At 38.1% G+C, this 17,904-nt stretch carries 12 protein-coding genes and 4 pseudogenes; 7 read left to right on the forward strand and 9 right to left on the reverse strand.

The genetic code is table 11. From position 1 onward, the window contains the following. Window positions 1-17: 17 nt before the first annotated feature. The 3 genes and pseudogenes from dcuC to AAFX60_008200 form a co-directional block, all read right to left on the reverse strand. Window positions 18-1,477, reverse strand: a pseudogene (dcuC, locus tag AAFX60_008190) (C4-dicarboxylate transporter DcuC). A gap of 10 nt (window positions 1,478-1,487) precedes the next feature. After that, complete coding sequence (locus tag AAFX60_008195) at window positions 1,488-1,925, reverse strand: amidohydrolase family protein (GenBank protein ID XDF76758.1); 438 nt, start codon at window positions 1,923-1,925, stop codon at window positions 1,488-1,490. A gap of 441 nt (window positions 1,926-2,366) precedes the next feature. Beyond that, the gene (locus AAFX60_008200; GenBank protein XDF76759.1) at window positions 2,367-2,624 is read right to left on the reverse strand and encodes an amidohydrolase family protein; all 258 of its coding nucleotides are present in this window, start codon (window positions 2,622-2,624) and stop codon (window positions 2,367-2,369) included. A 190-nt stretch (window positions 2,625-2,814) separates the two neighbouring features. Between AAFX60_008200 and AAFX60_008205 the strand changes: the two genes are divergently transcribed. Further along, window positions 2,815-3,714, forward strand: coding sequence for a LysR family transcriptional regulator (locus AAFX60_008205; protein XDF76760.1), 900 nt, complete (start codon window positions 2,815-2,817; stop codon window positions 3,712-3,714). Here AAFX60_008205 and AAFX60_008210 read toward each other — a convergent pair. Then, window positions 3,656-3,886, reverse strand: coding sequence for a hypothetical protein (locus AAFX60_008210; GenBank protein ID XDF76761.1), 231 nt, complete (start codon window positions 3,884-3,886; stop codon window positions 3,656-3,658). The two genes, AAFX60_008205 and AAFX60_008210, sit on opposite strands and share 59 nt — an antisense overlap. Before the next feature lie 122 nt (window positions 3,887-4,008). Beyond that, complete coding sequence (locus AAFX60_008215; GenBank protein XDF76762.1) at window positions 4,009-4,650, reverse strand: thiopurine S-methyltransferase; 642 nt, start codon at window positions 4,648-4,650, stop codon at window positions 4,009-4,011. Between the two features lie 244 nt (window positions 4,651-4,894). Between AAFX60_008215 and AAFX60_008220 the strand changes: the two genes are divergently transcribed. Continuing rightward, window positions 4,895-6,265, forward strand: coding sequence for an L-cystine transporter (locus tag AAFX60_008220; protein ID XDF76763.1), 1,371 nt, complete (start codon window positions 4,895-4,897; stop codon window positions 6,263-6,265). Between the two features lie 370 nt (window positions 6,266-6,635). On the opposite strand, the gene AAFX60_008225 is transcribed toward AAFX60_008220, so the two are convergent. Together AAFX60_008225 and AAFX60_008230 are read right to left on the reverse strand one after the other, a co-directional pair. Next, window positions 6,636-7,166: a 3'-5' exonuclease gene (locus AAFX60_008225; protein ID XDF76764.1), complete on the reverse strand. Its 531-nt coding sequence runs from the start codon at window positions 7,164-7,166 to the stop codon at window positions 6,636-6,638. A 90-nt stretch (window positions 7,167-7,256) separates the two neighbouring features. Further along, window positions 7,257-8,774, reverse strand: coding sequence for a sensor domain-containing diguanylate cyclase (locus tag AAFX60_008230; GenBank protein ID XDF76765.1), 1,518 nt, complete (start codon window positions 8,772-8,774; stop codon window positions 7,257-7,259). A gap of 246 nt (window positions 8,775-9,020) precedes the next feature. Here AAFX60_008230 and AAFX60_008235 point away from each other — a divergent pair, with 246 nt between their 5' ends. From AAFX60_008235 to AAFX60_008250, 4 genes and pseudogenes are all read left to right on the forward strand, one after another. Further along, window positions 9,021-9,653 (forward strand): DUF2760 domain-containing protein, encoded by a 633-nt coding sequence (locus AAFX60_008235; GenBank protein XDF76766.1) that lies wholly within the window; start codon window positions 9,021-9,023, stop codon window positions 9,651-9,653. Continuing rightward, window positions 9,653-11,471: pseudogene (locus AAFX60_008240) on the forward strand (Hsp70 family protein). The gene AAFX60_008235 and the pseudogene AAFX60_008240 overlap by 1 nt, the downstream one beginning before the upstream one ends. Window positions 11,472-11,659: 188 nt before the next feature. Then, a pseudogene (locus AAFX60_008245) lies at window positions 11,660-14,475 on the forward strand (Hsp70 family protein). A gap of 160 nt (window positions 14,476-14,635) precedes the next feature. Continuing rightward, window positions 14,636-14,938 carry a hypothetical protein gene (locus tag AAFX60_008250; GenBank protein XDF76767.1) on the forward strand — a complete coding sequence of 101 codons (303 nt, stop codon included), beginning with the start codon at window positions 14,636-14,638 and terminating at the stop codon, window positions 14,936-14,938. A gap of 63 nt (window positions 14,939-15,001) precedes the next feature. On the opposite strand, the gene AAFX60_008255 is transcribed toward AAFX60_008250, so the two are convergent. Beyond that, entirely contained in the window at window positions 15,002-15,475 is a 474-nt protein-coding gene (locus AAFX60_008255) for a DUF2947 domain-containing protein (protein ID XDF76768.1), read from the reverse strand. A 216-nt stretch (window positions 15,476-15,691) separates the two neighbouring features. Between AAFX60_008255 and AAFX60_008260 the strand changes: the two are divergent. Then, window positions 15,692-16,842: pseudogene (locus tag AAFX60_008260) on the forward strand (DUF1887 family protein). A gap of 137 nt (window positions 16,843-16,979) precedes the next feature. Here AAFX60_008260 and udp read toward each other — a convergent pair. Further along, on the reverse strand, window positions 16,980-17,738 hold the full coding sequence (gene udp, locus AAFX60_008265) for a uridine phosphorylase (GenBank protein XDF76769.1): 759 nt from the start codon (window positions 17,736-17,738) through the stop codon (window positions 16,980-16,982). Window positions 17,739-17,904: the final 166 nt, after the last annotated feature.

Here is a 17,904-nt window from a genome sequence, read left to right on the forward strand (position 1 = left end):
TTTTAATGACTATTAAGTTACTGAGTCAATTGTGTTCTATTATTCTTTCTCTTCATTATCCAACCGACACCAACAGAAAGAACTAATATTACTATCAAAAATGGTATTAATTGCTCTAATTGTCCTCCCTTAGAAAAAGTTAAAATTAGCATTAATAACCAACCACTTACCATTGGTATCAAAGTTCGACGAACTATATCAAATGGAGACAAACCTGAAATACCGGCAACAGCAATGATAACACCTGCAATCGGAGATATTGTTCTACCAAAACCTGCAGATAATTGAATTGGTAAGATCATATCTACAGTATTCGCACCTATTTTATGAGCAATTTGGGCACCATTGGAGCAAAAGAGAAAAAGGCCGCATTCCCTGATCCCATTAATGCAGAAATAATGAAAGTTAATAGAGCCATAAACAAAATAATAACAGCAGCAGAAAGCCCAACGCTACTTGCCATATGTAACATTGAATCAATAGCTCCTATTGACTTTAATCCCATAGAAAAAGTCTGGCCTGCTATAATTAAAGTTACAACAGAAGCAAAAACTTTTCCCATATCATCAAATACTCCTTGTAGTTTTTCAAATACAGGTTTTACTTCTCTTTCTCGAATAAATTCAAATACAAGGCTAATAAAAATACTCAAAATGATAGCAGTTGCCATACCCACATTAATTGTCTTCACGCCAAGGCTGCTAAATGTAAGCATAAAAAATAATGGTAACATTGGAAGTATTACATAATAGAAGGGAACACTTTGTTCCGATTCAATATCTTCATAATTTATTAGCTCTAATGTCTGATTTTTTTCGTCATTACGGTCAAAAAAACGTTGTGTAATTGCATGCATAATTGCCACAACTATAATCAATACGCTAATAATTGGTAATTGTTCCCCAACAAAGTATTCCGTAATCTCTAGACTAGCGGTTTGAGCAGCTAAAATTGAGTTTCCTGAACCAGGACCAAACTCAATTGCGCAAGTACTCGCTAATACAGAAGCAACACCCGCTTTACTACAGCCCAGTCTAATCAATACAGGATAAAGTGTTGCCATCAACAATAAACCAAGTCCCGTTGCACTTGAGATAAAGAGCGATAACATCTGACCAAGAATAAAGGCAAGTGCTAGCATCAAGTAAGGTGAATTTAGCTTCATTAATGGCTTAGCTGTTAACTTTACCATTACTTGACTTGCTCCTATAACTGACATTAATAAGGCAAACCCTCCTATAAGCATTATTTTTAAACCTAAACCACCGGATTGTTTGCCAAAAACCATGCTTATATATTCAAAAACATCAAACCCTATCCAACCCGTCGATTTATCGACAAAAGTAGCATTGTTAGTAAAGATTGATATGGTCATCATAACGATACCAACAAAGAAGAGTACGCCTTGGGGGTTATAGTTTTTTAAAATTAATCTTCCCGCAAGAATCAATCCACATAATGCAATAAATAAACTCATATCTAATCCCTTATTCAAAGTTTCCAGTTACAAGTAATTCATTATCAAGCAGTACTGTTTTACCTTTTGCTACTACCCCATAAAGTGTAAAGTCATCGTTAAATATGCATAAATCAGCATCTTGACCAAGCTGTAATCGACCTTTATTAATGCCCAGAGAATCTGCAACATTTGATGTTAACATTGCAATAGCTATTTCGGGGCTAATACCTGATTCAATCAATTTAGGTAATAACAATAAGTTTCCATCAACATTTGCAGCAGTTAACGCAACCATATTTCCATCAATATCAAACTTTGGCAGACTACCATTCCCATCTGAACTTACTGTTATATATTTCGGATCTATACCAGATTCTATCGCTTGTTTAATCGCAAGCTCAGGGGCAATAAATTGACTACCTCCAGATGTGATATCAATATAACCACCTCGGCGAGCAAATTGCATAGCTTCATTAAATAAAGATTCAGTTCGAGCAACATGGGTTGGTGAAAATGGCTAATGGGTATCCCCATATTTAATAACTCAAAAACAGAAGCAAAAGGATCAGATAGAGCCCCCATATGCATGTGCAACACCCCTCGTTTTTTAGCTAATAAGCTAGCAATACGTATATCGGAAACAATACGACTCAATTCTTGTAACGTTGGAAATGAGCACCTATGATCTGCTAGCGCTATCTTTACACCGAGAACTGAAGGTAAAAAAGAGATATCATCCCGAATGGATGTAGTTATCGTTTTTGTTGGCACCTCATACGACCCAGTATGCATATAAGCTGTAATCCCTTCTTCTGTAAGTGCTGCAGCTTTTGCATATAAATCGCGTGGTGAACGAGAAATACCATCTGTTCCCAATACCCAACGACACTTGTTGTTCCTGCCTGAATTAACTTAGAAAATGTAACTTGTGGCGTTCGACTAGAAAAACCGCCCTCACCACCCCTCCAATCAGATGTACATGTTGATCTATTAAACCTGGAGTGACTGTTTTCCCTTTACAATCAATAATCGAAATATCACCAATGCCTTGAACATTCAAATCAGATTCAATAGAAATTACCTTTCCACAACCAATCAACACATCAACTTTTCCTAAGTGCTGAGGAGCGTATACATTTGCATTCTTTAATAAAATAAACATCATTCCCTCTACTTCATATATTATTTATACATTCCACCTCCCTTATATCCTGATATTTATCTCGATGAATATTTGAGAGCTAGAACTATCAAAACAATAATAACCATATAAAAAATGTGAGTATCTCGATTTCTATTGCTAATTTTGAATGATAGTATTCTTATAAATCATAATGATAAAGATGAGTTGTTAAGTGTTTGAATTTAAATGGTTAGAAGACTTTATGAGTCTAATTGAACTAGGGAATTTCTCTGCTGCTGCTAAATCAAGATACGTAACACAATCTGCATTTAGCCGTCGAATTCAAGCCTTGGAGCTTTGGGTTGGTGTTCCATTGTTTGATCGTAGTTCTTACCCTATAGGTTTAACCGAACACGGAAATAAATTTGTCCCTTATGCTGAAAACCTACTTAACCAAATCAAAGTAACAAAAGAGGATTTTTCATTAGCTTCATTAAAAACAGACAATACGGTACGAATTGTCTGTTTACATTCCTTTGCGATTAATCTATTACCAAATCTTTTGGCGCAATTTAATAACCAACTAAGTCATCTCAACATATCTATTAATCCTTCTGTTCAAGGTATCGATAATCACTTTCAAACTCTATTAGATGATTCAAGTGACCTTTTATTTGCTTATAATATGATCGGAATGAGACCATCTATTTCCTTAGAAAATAAATTAGAAAAACATATTTTATTTAAGGAAAAAATTATTCCTATTATCTCTCCGGATTTATTAAAAAATCATAAAGATAATACTCCATGGCCATTACTCTCTTATTCAGAACATACATTTCTCTACAAAGTAGTAAATCAACTTACAAAATCTATTTCAGTACCTTTCAGTCAAGTGTTTGAAACAACGTTAAGTGAATCTCTCATTGAAATGGCGATTAATGGTATCGGGGTTGCGTGGGTTCCAATGCATGCGGTTGAAAAAGAATTAATTAAGGGGACATTAGTGCCAGCCTTTACAGAATACTCTGATTGGACTATTCAGTTAGATGTTGTTTGCTATCATTCGAAATCTAATAGTCGTCCTGCTGTACTGCAATTTTTAGAAGAAATACATAGCTTGAAAAAATAAAGGCGACCATTATGATCACCTTTTTTACCTCATCTAGGTAGCGAATAGTTAAGTTCCGAATTGTTCCATCTTCTTCTCCAAACTCTTCTTCGGTATCAAACAATACTGGGAAATGTCTACCTTCAAGCACACCACCATCTTTGGTTAAATGCCCCATTCGATAGCTGTTCATTCCGATACGAATTGGCGTTTAAAGACAAATTACAAATTTATGATGCGTAACTCATTAACAACAAAAAAGGCCATCAAACAAACTTGGTGGCCTTTATACAAAATCACTTCACATTTTATTGATTAACTTTCAATTAACCACACTTCTTCAGCAAAACGAGATAATCCTTTTTTAATTTTAGGGTGTTCTGCATCAGCTTCATCTCGTTGTAATCGTGTAATTTTCATTCCCGAGAACAACGCTTGCACCTCATTTTCAGGTACAGAGAAAGGAGGTCCAGCCATTTCATTTTGGTCGTAATCTAGCGTTACTAATAATATACGCCCACCTTCTTTTAATCGACTACGTAACACTTGAACGTATTCTTCACGCATCTCTTTTGGTAGAGCAACTAATGCGGCGCGATCATAAATTAAATCAGCGGCTTCAATAGGAGCAACAAAGTAATCACCTGAATAAATAGTGAACTCATCAAACTCATAAAGTTCTAGAGTGCTACTTAATTGTGTCACTGTCGGTGTATACAAACGTTCAGCAAAGAAAGCACGAACGGCTATTTGACTCAGCTCTACCCCTGTTACTGAATTATGACGTTCAGCTAACCAATCAAGATCCATTGATTTACCACACAATGGAACAAAAACAGTTTCATTTCTTTTTGGCTCTAGAGCTGACCAATATTGAGTTAAAATTGGATTAGTATCAGGCAGGTGGAAACCAATGACATTACTTGCCCATTTTTTTTGCCAAAACTCATGTTCCATTTACTTTCCTTTATTTAGCTTATTTTTATGCTGAAATGGTACCGCATCACATACTTTTGTTCTAGGTGTTAAACGATAACGACAATATCTATAACTTAATACAAACCGGTTATTCCATTTAGTTATATGGAATAACTTTTATCAATTACCCTCCTAACCAACGAATCGTTATTATCCTTACTAAATCAAAGTGCTTTGCGTCTTACCCCTTACAAATGGGCGCATTTATGAACAGGAATGCAGTATGTCATTAGCCGTTATCATCAATTTAGCCGTATTTATCGGTCTTATCTTTTTTATTAATACACAGCAACGTAAAGAATACACATTATCAAGACTGGTTCTGATCGGACTTGTTGCTGGTAGCTTATATGGCTTAGGACTTCACCTAGTATACGGTGGAGGCAGCGACGTAATTAGCACAACACTTGATTGGGTCAATATTGTAGGCAGTGGTTACGTTGGTCTACTTAAGATGGTAATCATGCCTCTAGTACTTGTATCTATGTTTGCTGCAGTGGTGAAACTTGATAAATCAGGCTCTTTAGGAAAAATCAGTGGTGTTACTATCAGCGTATTACTTGTTACCACCATGATAGCAGCTCTTATTGGTATCACTGTTACTCATACTTTCGGCTTAACAGCTGAGGGGCTAACTGAAGGTGCTCGTGAAACAGCCCGTGTTGCTGTACTTGAATCTCGTATTGGTAGCGTAAGTGATTTAAGTATTCCTCAAATGCTAGTTAGCTTTATTCCAACCAATCCATTTGCTGATTTAACAGGAACTCGCTCAACATCTATCATTGCAGTTGTTATTTTTGCCATTCTATCTGGTATTGCTGCTCGTAAAGTAAGCCAAGAAAAGGAAGAGCTAGCTGCTCCTATTAATACTTTTGTTGACGTTGCACAATCAATCGTGATGCGATTAGTTAAAATGATTATGGCTCTAACTCCTTACGGTATTTTAGCGCTATTAACTAAAGTGGTTGCCACATCGAATGCGGCCGACATTTTAAATCTACTTGGTTTCATCGTAGCTTCATATATCGCCATTTTATTAATGTTCGTTGTTCACGGTTTATTGGTATCACTGGTTGGTGTTAGCCCTATCGATTACTTTAAAAAGATTTGGCCTGTACTCACATTTGCATTCAGCTCTCGTAGCTCAGCAGCAACGATTCCACTAAATGTTGAAGCACAAATTACAAAATTACGAGTGCCACCAGCAATTGCCAATTTATCAGCAACCTTTGGTGCGACAATTGGACAAAATGGCTGTGCTGGTATCTACCCTGCAATGCTTGCTGTAATGGTTGCTCCAACAATGGGGATCCCAATTGATGGACACTTCATTTTATCTCTAGTTGCTATTATCACAGTAAGTTCATTTGGTATTGCTGGTGTTGGTGGCGGAGCAACATTCGCAGCGTTAATCGTATTACCTGCGATGGGCTTACCCGTAACTATCGCTGCACTGCTTATTTCTATCGAACCATTGATTGATATGGCTCGTACTGCACTAAATGTAAGCGGAGCAATGACAGCCGGTACGATTACAAGTCGAGTATTAGGACAGAAAAGTACTGATGAACAGGTAGAAAGCGCACAAGCTTAATAAAATATCTTGAAACTAAAAAGGAAGCCAGATTGGCTTCCTTTTTTATTTGCGATTTTAATAACCAACTTTTTTATATTCACTCTTAAGATAACACTAATTACATTAGGAAAACTAATCTGAAAATACAATTTTACTAGCTAGAAATTATTAAATTAATATCTATAATGCGCGCCATACAAAGACGAAATATCTCGTTTATTTATCAGATTAAAAGGTGGCGCTATGGCTAAAAATATCATGACTAAAATCGCAAATGCTTATCAGCGTTCATTCACTGAACTATACAAACGCGATAACAAGTAATACGAGTTTAGTATCAACAGATACAAAAAAGGAGCCCATTGGCTCCTTTTTTATTTTTAAGTTTTTACAATATTTTCAATGCTAACTGGGCTAGGTTATACGCATCAACATATCCTGAATGCTGACGGCCTTCCCATTCGATATTCAATTCTTCCATTGCCCTACGTTGCCCCATTCGTTCATTTTTCTTACGAGAACGAATTCGATAGATAGTGGCAAGATTCAAAAACTCATTAAACGGAACTTCAATTCCTTTTGCTTTACATTCCGCTTCAAGGATTTGCTCATCATGTCCCCACGCAGCATAAATTTTATTCGTTCCGCCAAAGTTTTTAACCATTGATTTCAATACATCAGCTAATGGGCGACCTTGCTTTTCAATTTTACGTGGAGATATACCAGTGAGATCGACACAAAATAGAGATATTTCATCTTTCTCTGGTTTTACATAATATTGCGCACGCTTAACCACTTCACCTTTTGTAAGATCAATCTCAGCTAAACCAACCTCAATGATCTCCCCTGTTCTACCTTTGCCATTTTCATTCCAACAGCACATTTCTAAATCAAAACAGACGATACGATTAAAGTTCATGAAGATCCTTGGTACACAATAAAAGGCGAAGCGCTATTCTACCTAAACTCAGCGCTAAGCGCGACACTATGGGATTTGATTGCTGAAAATTCAGCCTCGAATGGTAACTTGATTACGCCCCATCGTTTTACTTTGATATAACGCTTGGTCAGCAGCCTTCAACAACTCTTCAAGTGTTTCTCCTTGCCAAAGAACAGCACCAAGACTGATTGTTTGAGCAATTTCGAAATCATTAAACACCGTTGGGGATGTAGCGACGAGATCATGAATTTGCTCTGAAATTAACGTTAATTCATCAATATTGTTGAGTTTCAACACAATAGAGAATTCATCTCCTCCAAGACGTGAAACGTGGACATTATTTCCTAATGTGTCAGACATTAGGTGCCCAATATGTCGCAAGACTTCATCTCCTTCGGGATGGCCATATGTATCATTGATTTGTTTAAACTTATCGATATCAAAACACAATAAAGCAAACGGCTTTTCAGCTTCTATGTAACGAGTAATAACATCTCGTATAGCACGTCTGTTTAATAATCCGGTAAGATCATCATGCATTGCCATGTAACGTAATTCTTTGGTTCTAATTTCGAGTAAATTTTCAATTCGTTGTTTATCTCGAGTAACAACTGAAGTGAGTGCCGCAATAAGCATTGAAATGGTTAAAATACCAAAAAACAACCAAACTAACGTCAGCCTTTGATATTCAGTTAATTTATTATCGGATTTATATTCAATTTTCCAAAGGCGATTTTCGATTTTTACGCTAGTAGTGTAATCCACTCCTTTGAAATTATTCCACGTACTGCTTTGATACATAATAGGGTCATCACCTGCATCAAATCCCGTATCAATAATGCGTACAACCAACTCTTCACCTAACGAGGTGGAATTAACTAAACGGTCAAAATAACTGGTAATTCTTACGACACCAACCATTACCCCTTTTAACGATGTTTTATCTGAAGTAAATACAGGATGATAAACCAGCATGCCTGTTTTTTGTGCACTTTGATCAAGGCTATCTTGTAATAAACGAATTTTATCTGAAACACTCGGGCGACCCGTAGTTAAGAACTCTTCAACTACAAGGTTAAAACGCTCTCTTGATGAATAAAATCCAATTAAAGGCGTGTTCTTCTCATCTCTTGGATAAATATCGGTTGCGATATAAATAGGCTCATGATTTTTCATCACATAACCATAGGTTTTAGGTTGGTCTTTTGGAACCGTATATAATTTAGCTAAAGGATAGTTTTTATGTATTTGTTGAAAATGTTCATCAATGTCTTTTTCTTCAACTTTCTCCATCCATTGAAGTGAAATAAGACTATTAGAACGATGCAATAATGAATCCGCAAACAAAGGAAACTGAGACCAATCCTTTTTACTGCCAACTTGATAGAAGTTTGCTCCTGCACCTATAAAATCAATATCTTTCTCTATTAACATTGAAAGCAGTGCTGACTGTCTATCTGCTTCTTTATAGAAATTCTTTTGATTATTATCCAAATCGGATAGATAAACGAACCTCATACTTAATAGACCTAGAGATAGAGCTAACAAAAAACTGGTCATTACATAAAAGTAATTACTCTTAAACACTCTGCTCTCCAACGGTTGATAACCCTTTAATTCTAATAAAATTTTGAAATTTTCGAAACCAAAAGCCCATATTTAATTTTTATTACTCAGATTTGATTCATTCTGTTCAAAATTACATCACTCAGTATATATTCGTCGCTTTGATTGCCCTTCTTTTTATCTCTTATCCCTTGAATATGCTACTATTAGCCACAATTTAGTTAGAAACGTTTGGTGCTAAGCACCCTAGAATATAGAGAATGAATTATGAATTTTGACTTGAATGCTATTCCTTCTACCTTTGATTTAGGACACATTGTCCTGTTCGGTACATCTGCTCTATTTGCATTATTGTACATAACGAAGAAAGGTAAAGCGGTAGAGATCGAAAAAACGGTTGAAGTCGAAAAAATCGTCGAAGTTGAGAAACCTGTAGAAAAAATCGTCGAAATCGAAAAAGTTGTTGAAGTTGAAAAGATCATTGAAAAAATCATCGAAGTTGAGCCAAAAGTAAAAGCATCAACGCCTGAGTCTGCTTTACAACTATTAGCTTTATTACAAAAAGAAGCTCGTTTTATCGACTTTATGCAAGAAGATCTAAAAGGCTTCGCAGATGCAGAAGTTGGCGCTGCAGCTCGTGTTATTCATGAAGGCGGTCAGAAAGTATTATCTGACTACTTTACTCTTACTCCAGTTCGTACAGAGGAAGAAGAGTCTCGTTTATCTATTCCTGCTGGTTTTAACCCATCGGAAATTCGTCTAACGGGTAATGTAGTTGGTGAAGCACCATTTAATGGCACATTAATTCACCGTGGTTGGAAAGTAGCAGAAGTGAAGCTACCAAAGCTAGCTGAAGGTTATGACGCAACAATCATTGCTCCAGCAGAGGTTGAACTGTAATGGAACAAGCTAAATACAGCATTGGTATCGATTTAGGTACAACTCACTGTGTACTTTCATACGTTGATTTACATGATGAAGAGGCAAGCGTTCAAGTAATGCCTATTCCTCAACTTACCGCTCCAGGTCAAGTTGAAGAGAAATCGCAGCTGCCTTCTTTCATGTATCAAGCACATGAAGCTGAACTATTAGAAGGTGATACAAGCCTTCCTTGGACAACCAAGCCAAACGCAATTGTTGGTAGTATTGCCCGCAACCTTGGTAGTAAAACACCAATTCGTTTAATTGCGAGTGCGAAAAGTTGGTTATGTCACGGTGGCGTAAACCGTCGTGAAGCATTCTTACCACTAAACAGTCCTGAAGAAGTGATCAAAGCATCACCTCTTGAAGTAACAAAACGTTATTTAGAGCATTTACAAAACGCTTGGGATCATCAAAATCCAGAGCACCCTCTAAATGAACAAGACATTACAATTACGGTACCTGCATCATTTGACCCTGCTGCTCGTGATTTAACAGCAGAAGCGGCAAATAATCTTGGTTTCCGTAACTTAACGCTTTTAGAAGAACCACAAGCAGCAGTATACAGCTGGATCAAAAATAACGATGATTCATGGCGTGACCAAGTATCGGTTGGCGATGTGATTTTAGTTGTCGATATCGGTGGTGGTACAACGGATTTATCATTAGTTGCTGTTACTGAAGAAGAAGGTAATTTAAGCCTAAACCGTGTTGCGGTAGGTGACCATATTCTTCTTGGTGGTGACAACATGGATTTAGCTCTAGCTTATCGCTTAAAAATGAAGCTAGCGCAAGAAGGTAAGCAGTTACAACCTTGGCAAGTTCAAGTGATGACACACGCTTGTCGTGATGCAAAAGAAGCACTATTAAATGACGCAGAATTACGTGCAGTGCCGATTGTGGTTCCTAGTCGTGGTTCTAAGTTGTTAGGTGGTACGCTACAAACTGAATTAACTCAAGAAGAAGTTCAACAAACTTTAGTTGAAGGCTTCTTCCTGTTGTTCCTGTGACTGAGCACCCAGTTCAATCTGCACGTGGTGCATTAACTCAAATGGGTCTTCCTTATGCACAAGATGCAGCGGTAACTCGTCACCTTGCTAGCTTCTTGACTCGTCAACAAGCAGCAACTGATGAAGTATTTGGTCAACAAAACGAATCTGATTTTATTAAACCAACGGCCATTCTTTTAAACGGTGGTGTTCTAAAATCAAACCTACTTGCAGAGCGCCTACTTGGCATTATTAATCAATGGTTAATTGATGGCGAAGCGGAAGATGCAAAACTGCTTGAAGGTCTTGACCTTGATTTAGCGGTTGCTGCGGGTGCTTCTTACTACGGCTCTGTACGTACAGGTAAAGGGTTCGTATCCGTGGTGGTATTGCATCAAGCTACTATGTTGGTATCGAAAGCTCTATGCCTGCAATTCCTGGAATGGAACCACCAATGGAAGCATTATGTGTTGCTCCATTTGGTATGGAAGAAGGCTCGCATGCCGATGTACCTAGCCAACAATTTGGTTTAGTGATTGGTCAACCTGTGCAGTTTAAATTCTATGGTTCTACTACTCGTCGTGATGACCAAGCAGGAACACATTTGGATTTCTGGATGCCTGAAGAGCTAGAAGAGCTACCTGCAATTCAAGTGACGTTACCTGTTACTGAAGGACGTACCGCAGGTGAAGTGGTTCCTGTTCGTTTAGCCTCTAAAGTCACTGAGCTTGGTACTCTATATCTTGAAGCGATTGCTGCAGATAGTGGTGAGAAATGGCACGTTGAGTTTGATGTTCGTGAAGCATAATTTGGATATTATTCTTCGCTAGTTACGTATCTTAAGAGTTCAGTCACCGTTATGGAGTCTGAACTCTTTTACTATATATCCTTTGTATTTTTGCTGTTGCCTTCTTATACCAATGTAACTAATTAGATGTTCATTATTAATATTGGTATTACTAACAGCTACAAGACTAACATTACGTCGGGGTTTTTATGAGTTCTTCTAATCGCTATTTAATTGGTATCGATCTTGGTACTACTCACACCGTTGTTGCTTATACTGATATTTCTCTTGGTATTGAAACTAGCCCAATTGAAATCTTCAATATCGACCAATTAATTGGACCAGGTGAAGTGGCTCGTAAACCCCTACTTCCATCATTTCGTTATCATGCATCACAAAGTCAAATCACTGAAAATGATCTGACACTGCCTTGGAATGTAAAAGCAATTGAAGGTGAGATAAAGAACGCCATTATTGGTGAGTGGGCTCGTGAATTAGGGTCAAAAGTAGAAGGTCGCCAAGTCGTAAGTGCTAAGAGTTGGTTATCCCATACTAAAGTTGATCGCACCTCTGATATTCTTCCTTGGGCAGGCGCAGATGATGTCGAAAAAGTGTCACCTATTGTTGCCAGTGCAAGCTATTTAAACCATGTACGTCAATCGTGGAATTACCACCACCCAGATGCCCCAATGGAGCTTCAGGAAGTGGTTGTTACCGTACCGGCATCTTTTGATGAAAGTGCACGCTCATTTACGATTGAGGCAGCAAAACTGGCAGGCCTTGATAAAATCATCCTATTAGAAGAGCCACAAGCGGTGTGTTACGACTGGTATCATCACCATCAAGATACGGCAAAAGAAATCTTAAAAACCATCCCATTAATGGTGGTGTGCGATGTTGGCGGTGGTACAACCGATTTAAGCTTGATTCAAGCTCGCTTTAATAACGACGAATTGGCACTTGATCGTATTGGCGTGGGCGATCACTTAATGCTAGGTGGCGATAACATTGATTTAGCGCTAGCACATTTGGCTGAACAGCGCTTAGATAGCGGTAAAAAAATGACGGCAGCCGCGTTAACCAAGCTTATCCAACAAACACGTAAAACAAAAGAGCGTTTGCTATCTGCTAATGCTCCCGAATCAGGCCACATTACCCTACTTGGATCTGGTTCTAAATTATTAGGTGGCAGTCGTAAAGTCGAGTTGACCAAAGAAGAAGTTCACCAAATCGCATTGGATGGATTCTTACCACTGACTGACTTTAATGACCGTCCAAATCAACGTCAAACTGCTGTTGTTGAATTTGGTTTACCTTATGCTTCTGATCCTGCTATCAGTAAACACTTAGCTCAGTTCTTAGATAATCATAAAGAAGTCTCTGCAAAAGCATTAGGTTGGGATGATGCTGAATTGGCTAATCACGAAGACCGTGCAATACCTGTAGGTTTGCTGCTTAATGGCGGTGTTTTTAATAGCCCATTATTGGCTGAACGTTCTCTTCAACTACTTAATAACTGGAACGGTGACAGTGTCACCCAACTATCAAACCCTCATCCAGATCTAGCGGTTGCTTATGGCGCAGTTGCTTATGGCAAAGCACGTCATGGTGCACAATTAAAGATAGGTGGAGGCTCAGCTCGTTCATTCTATTTACAGCTAGAAGAGAAAAACAAACAACCTCAAGGTCTGTGTTTATTAGCTAAAGGCAGTGAGGAAGGTGAAGAGATCCGCATGACGAGTCGTCGTTTCTCGTTAACCTTGGGGAACCTGTTCGTTTTAATCTACTTTCTACAACAAAAGATCAACTTGCAACCTCAGGCATGATCACTGAATTAGCTGATTCTAGCTTTGTTAGCCTACCTCCTTATGTGGTAACACTAGAATCTAGTAAATCAAAAGATGAACTGCATGCAAACCAAAAAGATCGCGTTGAAGTAACCTTAGCTTGCCAATTTACAGAAGTCGGAACCATTAAAATTGAATGTGTTTCTGTTGAGGACGATTCACAGCGTTGGTTGGTTGAATTTGAAGTACGTAATCAAGCGTCTAATAAAAGCGCTAACCTTGCGGATCAAATTAGCCTTCCCCCTCGCCTACCTAATGCTATAGCAAGCATTAAAGAGGCTTATGGCGGTAGCAAACAAAATCCAAATGCCATCAAAGCTTTTAATAAAAATATTGAAAAGCTAATTGGTAAGCGTGAATCGTGGGATCTTATTACGTCTCGTGAACTTGCAACAGCATTACTTGATAGTAAAAAACGTCGTCGTCGCTCTGACAAACACGAACAAAACTGGTTAAAAATGACGGGATTCGCTTTACGTCCCGGTTTTGGCTACCCTGCTGATGAATGGAAGATATCTCAGGCATGGGAAACCTATCAACAAGGTATTCAATTTGAATCGAAACAATCTTGGAACGATTGGTGGACATTCTGGCGTCGGATCTCTGGTGGTTTAAATCAAGAGCAACAAGAAACCATTTTAGCTGATATGGCGAAATACCTGCATCCTGGCTCTTTACGCAACCCAAAAACATTAGAAGAAGCCAGTAACAAAAGTTATGAAGCTATGGTACGACTTGCCGCTGCACTCGAACATTTGGATGTAGAAGATAAAATGTTGATTGCATCTTGGGTATTAGGCCATGCTAAAAATGGAAATCAACCGCAAGTACATTGGTGGGCATTAGGCCGAATTTGTTCACGTTCACCATTCTATGGAAGTCAGCATAATTTAGTGCCGCCAAGCCAAATATCTCAATGGCTACCAACATTATTAGAGCAGGATTGGAAAGAACAGCCCATGGCTGGTTTTGCCGCAGTAATGATGGCTCGCTTAACCGGTGATAGAACCCTCGATGTTTCAGATGAATATCGAGAAAAAATCATCGAAAAATTGAAAAAAAATCGCTGCCCACAAAGCTGGATTGAATTAGTATCAAGCCAACAAGCATTGACAGAAGCAGACTCTAAACGCTTATTTGGTGACGCATTACCCGCAGGCTTACGTCTAATCAATTAGACAGATTCTCATTAATGCTTTAATTAGTTATATGAGAAATGAATATCTCTGATGAAAAATTGCGCACCTCTGTCAAAGGTGTGCAAACAACATCTTATTCGTCTTCTAATTGTATTTGATTCAAGTATACTGAAATCATCACATTTTAAAGGTAACTTTTATGATTGAAAGCGCCACGTTGGCGATCATAGTGTTACTTTATTTTGTTGGTTGGTCTCGTTTCGGTACTCGAGAATTACGCAATGCAGCTAAGAGGATGAGTGATATCGCCTCTGTTCCACAAGAGCTGATTATTGAATGGATTATGTATAATAAACAGATATTGGATATCAATGAGTTTCAACGTTTTATCATCCATTTAAATAAAGCCGACACCGAAAACTTAAAGCATGAACTAGATAGCTTTTCTCATTATCTTGAAATTCACGCTCCCGAACACATAATTTCAATTAATCGGGTATGACATATAAAAAAGCTCATTGCTTTCACAATGAGCTTTTCTTTTAAATAAAATGGCGAATCTAGCCTAACTTCTTGTTCCTAATTTCACTTTGCCTTTAGAGTTAAACCATAAGACTTGTGATTTCTTCTTACCAATTAATAATGGTAAATCATCATAAAATAAGAAGTTCTTCCATGTTTTCTTAAACGTTCCCCATGAAGTTTCAATTAAGTTATATTTCTCATAACAAAAATAAACGGTTACTTCATCAGACCAATCGATAAATTCCAACACTTCTTCAGGTAATGATTCATTATCGCTGTCCCAACGATGTTGCCAATCAATTTCATTTGTCCACGAACTTTTCTTCATTGGCCACTCTTTCGAGCCAAAATGATCCGCGGTTGGGCTATTGCTGCTGATAAAGTCATTCCAAACTTGAGCTGATTTTGCTTGAGTGAATGGTTTTATTAATGGTAGCAAGGCATCATCAACCGGCATTGATTGATGAGTAAAAATCCACTTGCGATTGTATTCATCTAAAGGTAAATAGCTCATAAACTCTTTCTATAGTAAGGCATGTAGCTCTATTCTATCGTCTTTTTTTATTAAGCCCAAATAAGAATATCTAACAATAGCTTGATTTTTATCATCCTCCCCCTCATAACTGTAGTATTGAATAGTCAAAATTATTCAAAACCATAAATATAACGAAAGATTACACATGCCTTCTTGCTTCCATTTATGTGTAATCGCCATTACAAGGATTATTAAATGATTACGCATGTTGGCATTTTAGATCAAGACCCCGTACGTCTTATCACCCCCCTTTTAGACTTATCTGTTAAAGGGGAACACATGGTATTTATCGGCGATGAAACTCAAAAAGAGATGTTCCATCGACTGGAGTCAATTCTAAAATATAAAGGGATCAGTTCTGATTTTTTGAAATCCCTAATATTGTTGATACCCACGCAATCAAGCAGTCATTACAAGCGCTTGCTGCTGAAATGAAACTTCACTTTAGTGACATCAAATTAAATGCGAGTTGTGGTCTTCGTCACCGTCTTCTTTCTGCCTATGAAGTGTTCCGTTCATATCATTGGCCAATCTTTGTTGTAGAGCCATACAGTGATAAATTATGCTGGTTATACCCAGATGGTCGCAAACAAAAACACGTTGCTGATAATATTCGCTTGAGTGATTATCTTGCTATTTTTGGGGCTCGTTGTGAGTTTTCAGAAACTGAATTACCAGAAAGTATCGATAAGCGCTTAAGAGAACTATGCCAACGCTGGGCAAGCAACGCATTAGAGTTAGGCCCGGGCTTAGCAACATTAAACTACTTAGCAACCACCTGTCGTAAAGAACAACGTTTAGATGTTGAAGTAACAGAAAAACAGCAGAGTTATAAAGAGCTTAATATGCTACTAACTGACCTTGTAGAAACAGGGTTAGCGACCTATGAAAACGGCATACTCACTTTTGATTGCGAAGAAGCTCGTCGTTTAGCTAATGGTGAATGGCTTGAAATATTGGTTCACAACACGGTTGTCGATATTCAGCAATATTTACCAACACTGCAAGACCATTCATTAAATGTTCAAGTGCATCGTGAAATTGGTGAAAAAGACGTTCGTAATGAACTTGATGTGGTTAGTATCGTGAATAACAAACTGCATATCATTGAATGTAAAACCAAAGGCATGCGTGATGATGGTGATGATACACTTTACAAATTAGAATCATTACGTGATTTACTTGGTGGACTGCAAGCTCGTGCAATGTTAGTAAGTTTCCGTCCTCTACGTAATAACGACATTATGCGCGCACAGGATTTAGGCTTAGCTATTATCGGCCCTGATGAATTAGGCGATCTTAAAAAACACCTTCTTAACTGGTTCTTAGCGGCCGGTGGTCATTAATATTTTCGATTAAGATCCTCTCTGATACTAAAAAGGCCCTGTTGTGGGCCTTTTTTACTGTTTTTCAATTCATATAAAAATGCCGCTGATTCACTATGAACCAGCGGCACTCTATATATTTCTTTGTACTCTTCCTATTATAGAAGATTTCGAGCAGCTTCAATTACCACTTTAATTGAACGCGCTTCTGTTTCTTTTAGCGTTGCGTGATCTGGGATTTCTTTTTGAGTACGGTTAATAATTACACCCGCAACACAACCTGCACGTAAACCAGAGCTTGCACACATAGTTAATAACGTCGCTGATTCCATTTCAAAGTTCAATACGCCCATGTCTTGCCATTCTTGCATAGAGCCTTGGAAACGCTTAACAACACGACCAGAGAACGTGTCGTAACGCTCTTGACCCGGGTAGAAGGTATCACTTGATGCTGTTACACCTGTGTGTACATTTGCACCTTGGTCAACTACCGCTTTACGCATTGCTGTTGCAACGTCAAAGTCAGCAACTGCTGGGAATTCCATTGGAGCAAAATGAAGACTCGCACCATCTAAACGAACTGAACCTGTAGTAACAATCATATCACCTACATTCACATGAGGTTGAATTGCACCAGTTGTACCTACACGTAGGAAAGTACGAACACCTAGTTGAGCAAGTTCTTCAACCGCAATCGATGTTGATGGACCACCAATACCTGTAGAACATACCACAATCTTCTTACCATCTAGCTCAGCTAGGTACACCGTGTATTCACGGTGGCTTGCTAAAAACTTAGGGTTTTCCATTTGTTCTGCGATTTTCTGAACGCGTGCTGGATCACCTGGGATGATCGCCATTTCTGCACCTTGAAGATCTTCTTTTGTTACGCCTAAATGGAATACTGCTGCTGTCATGGTTAGCTCCTTGCGGTTTTGTAGGGCCGCGTTAATTAAATTAGTTATATTTGATTTGATGAAGTTACTTTACCCAATTAAATGACAGCTTTATGTGACAAACACCTCAAATGGTACGCTTTCATATTACATTATTGCAAAGAAAATCGATTGGCATCACATAAAA

It is taken from the genome of Aliivibrio fischeri, assembly GCA_038993745.2.
Classification (GTDB): domain Bacteria; phylum Pseudomonadota; class Gammaproteobacteria; order Enterobacterales; family Vibrionaceae; genus Aliivibrio; species Aliivibrio fischeri_B.

Coding starts and splice junctions, on each gene's coding strand:
- AAFX60_008215 (XDF76762.1), bottom strand. CDS start 4,650: ATGGAACATGAGTTTTGGCAAAAAAAATGGGCAAGTAATGTCATTGGT.
- AAFX60_008225 (XDF76764.1), bottom strand. CDS start 7,166: ATGAACTTTAATCGTATCGTCTGTTTTGATTTAGAAATGTGCTGTTGG.
- AAFX60_008255 (XDF76768.1), bottom strand. CDS start 15,475: ATGAGCTATTTACCTTTAGATGAATACAATCGCAAGTGGATTTTTACT.
- AAFX60_008220 (XDF76763.1), top strand. CDS start 4,895: ATGTCATTAGCCGTTATCATCAATTTAGCCGTATTTATCGGTCTTATC.
- AAFX60_008250 (XDF76767.1), top strand. CDS start 14,636: ATGATTGAAAGCGCCACGTTGGCGATCATAGTGTTACTTTATTTTGTT.
- AAFX60_008235 (XDF76766.1), top strand. CDS start 9,021: ATGAATTTTGACTTGAATGCTATTCCTTCTACCTTTGATTTAGGACAC.
- AAFX60_008195 (XDF76758.1), bottom strand. CDS start 1,925: ATGCAATTTGCTCGCCGAGGTGGTTATATTGATATCACATCTGGAGGT.
- AAFX60_008210 (XDF76761.1), bottom strand. CDS start 3,886: ATGAACAGCTATCGAATGGGGCATTTAACCAAAGATGGTGGTGTGCTT.
- AAFX60_008200 (XDF76759.1), bottom strand. CDS start 2,624: ATGATGTTTATTTTATTAAAGAATGCAAATGTATACGCTCCTCAGCAC.
- udp (XDF76769.1), bottom strand. CDS start 17,738: ATGACAGCAGCAGTATTCCATTTAGGCGTAACAAAAGAAGATCTTCAA.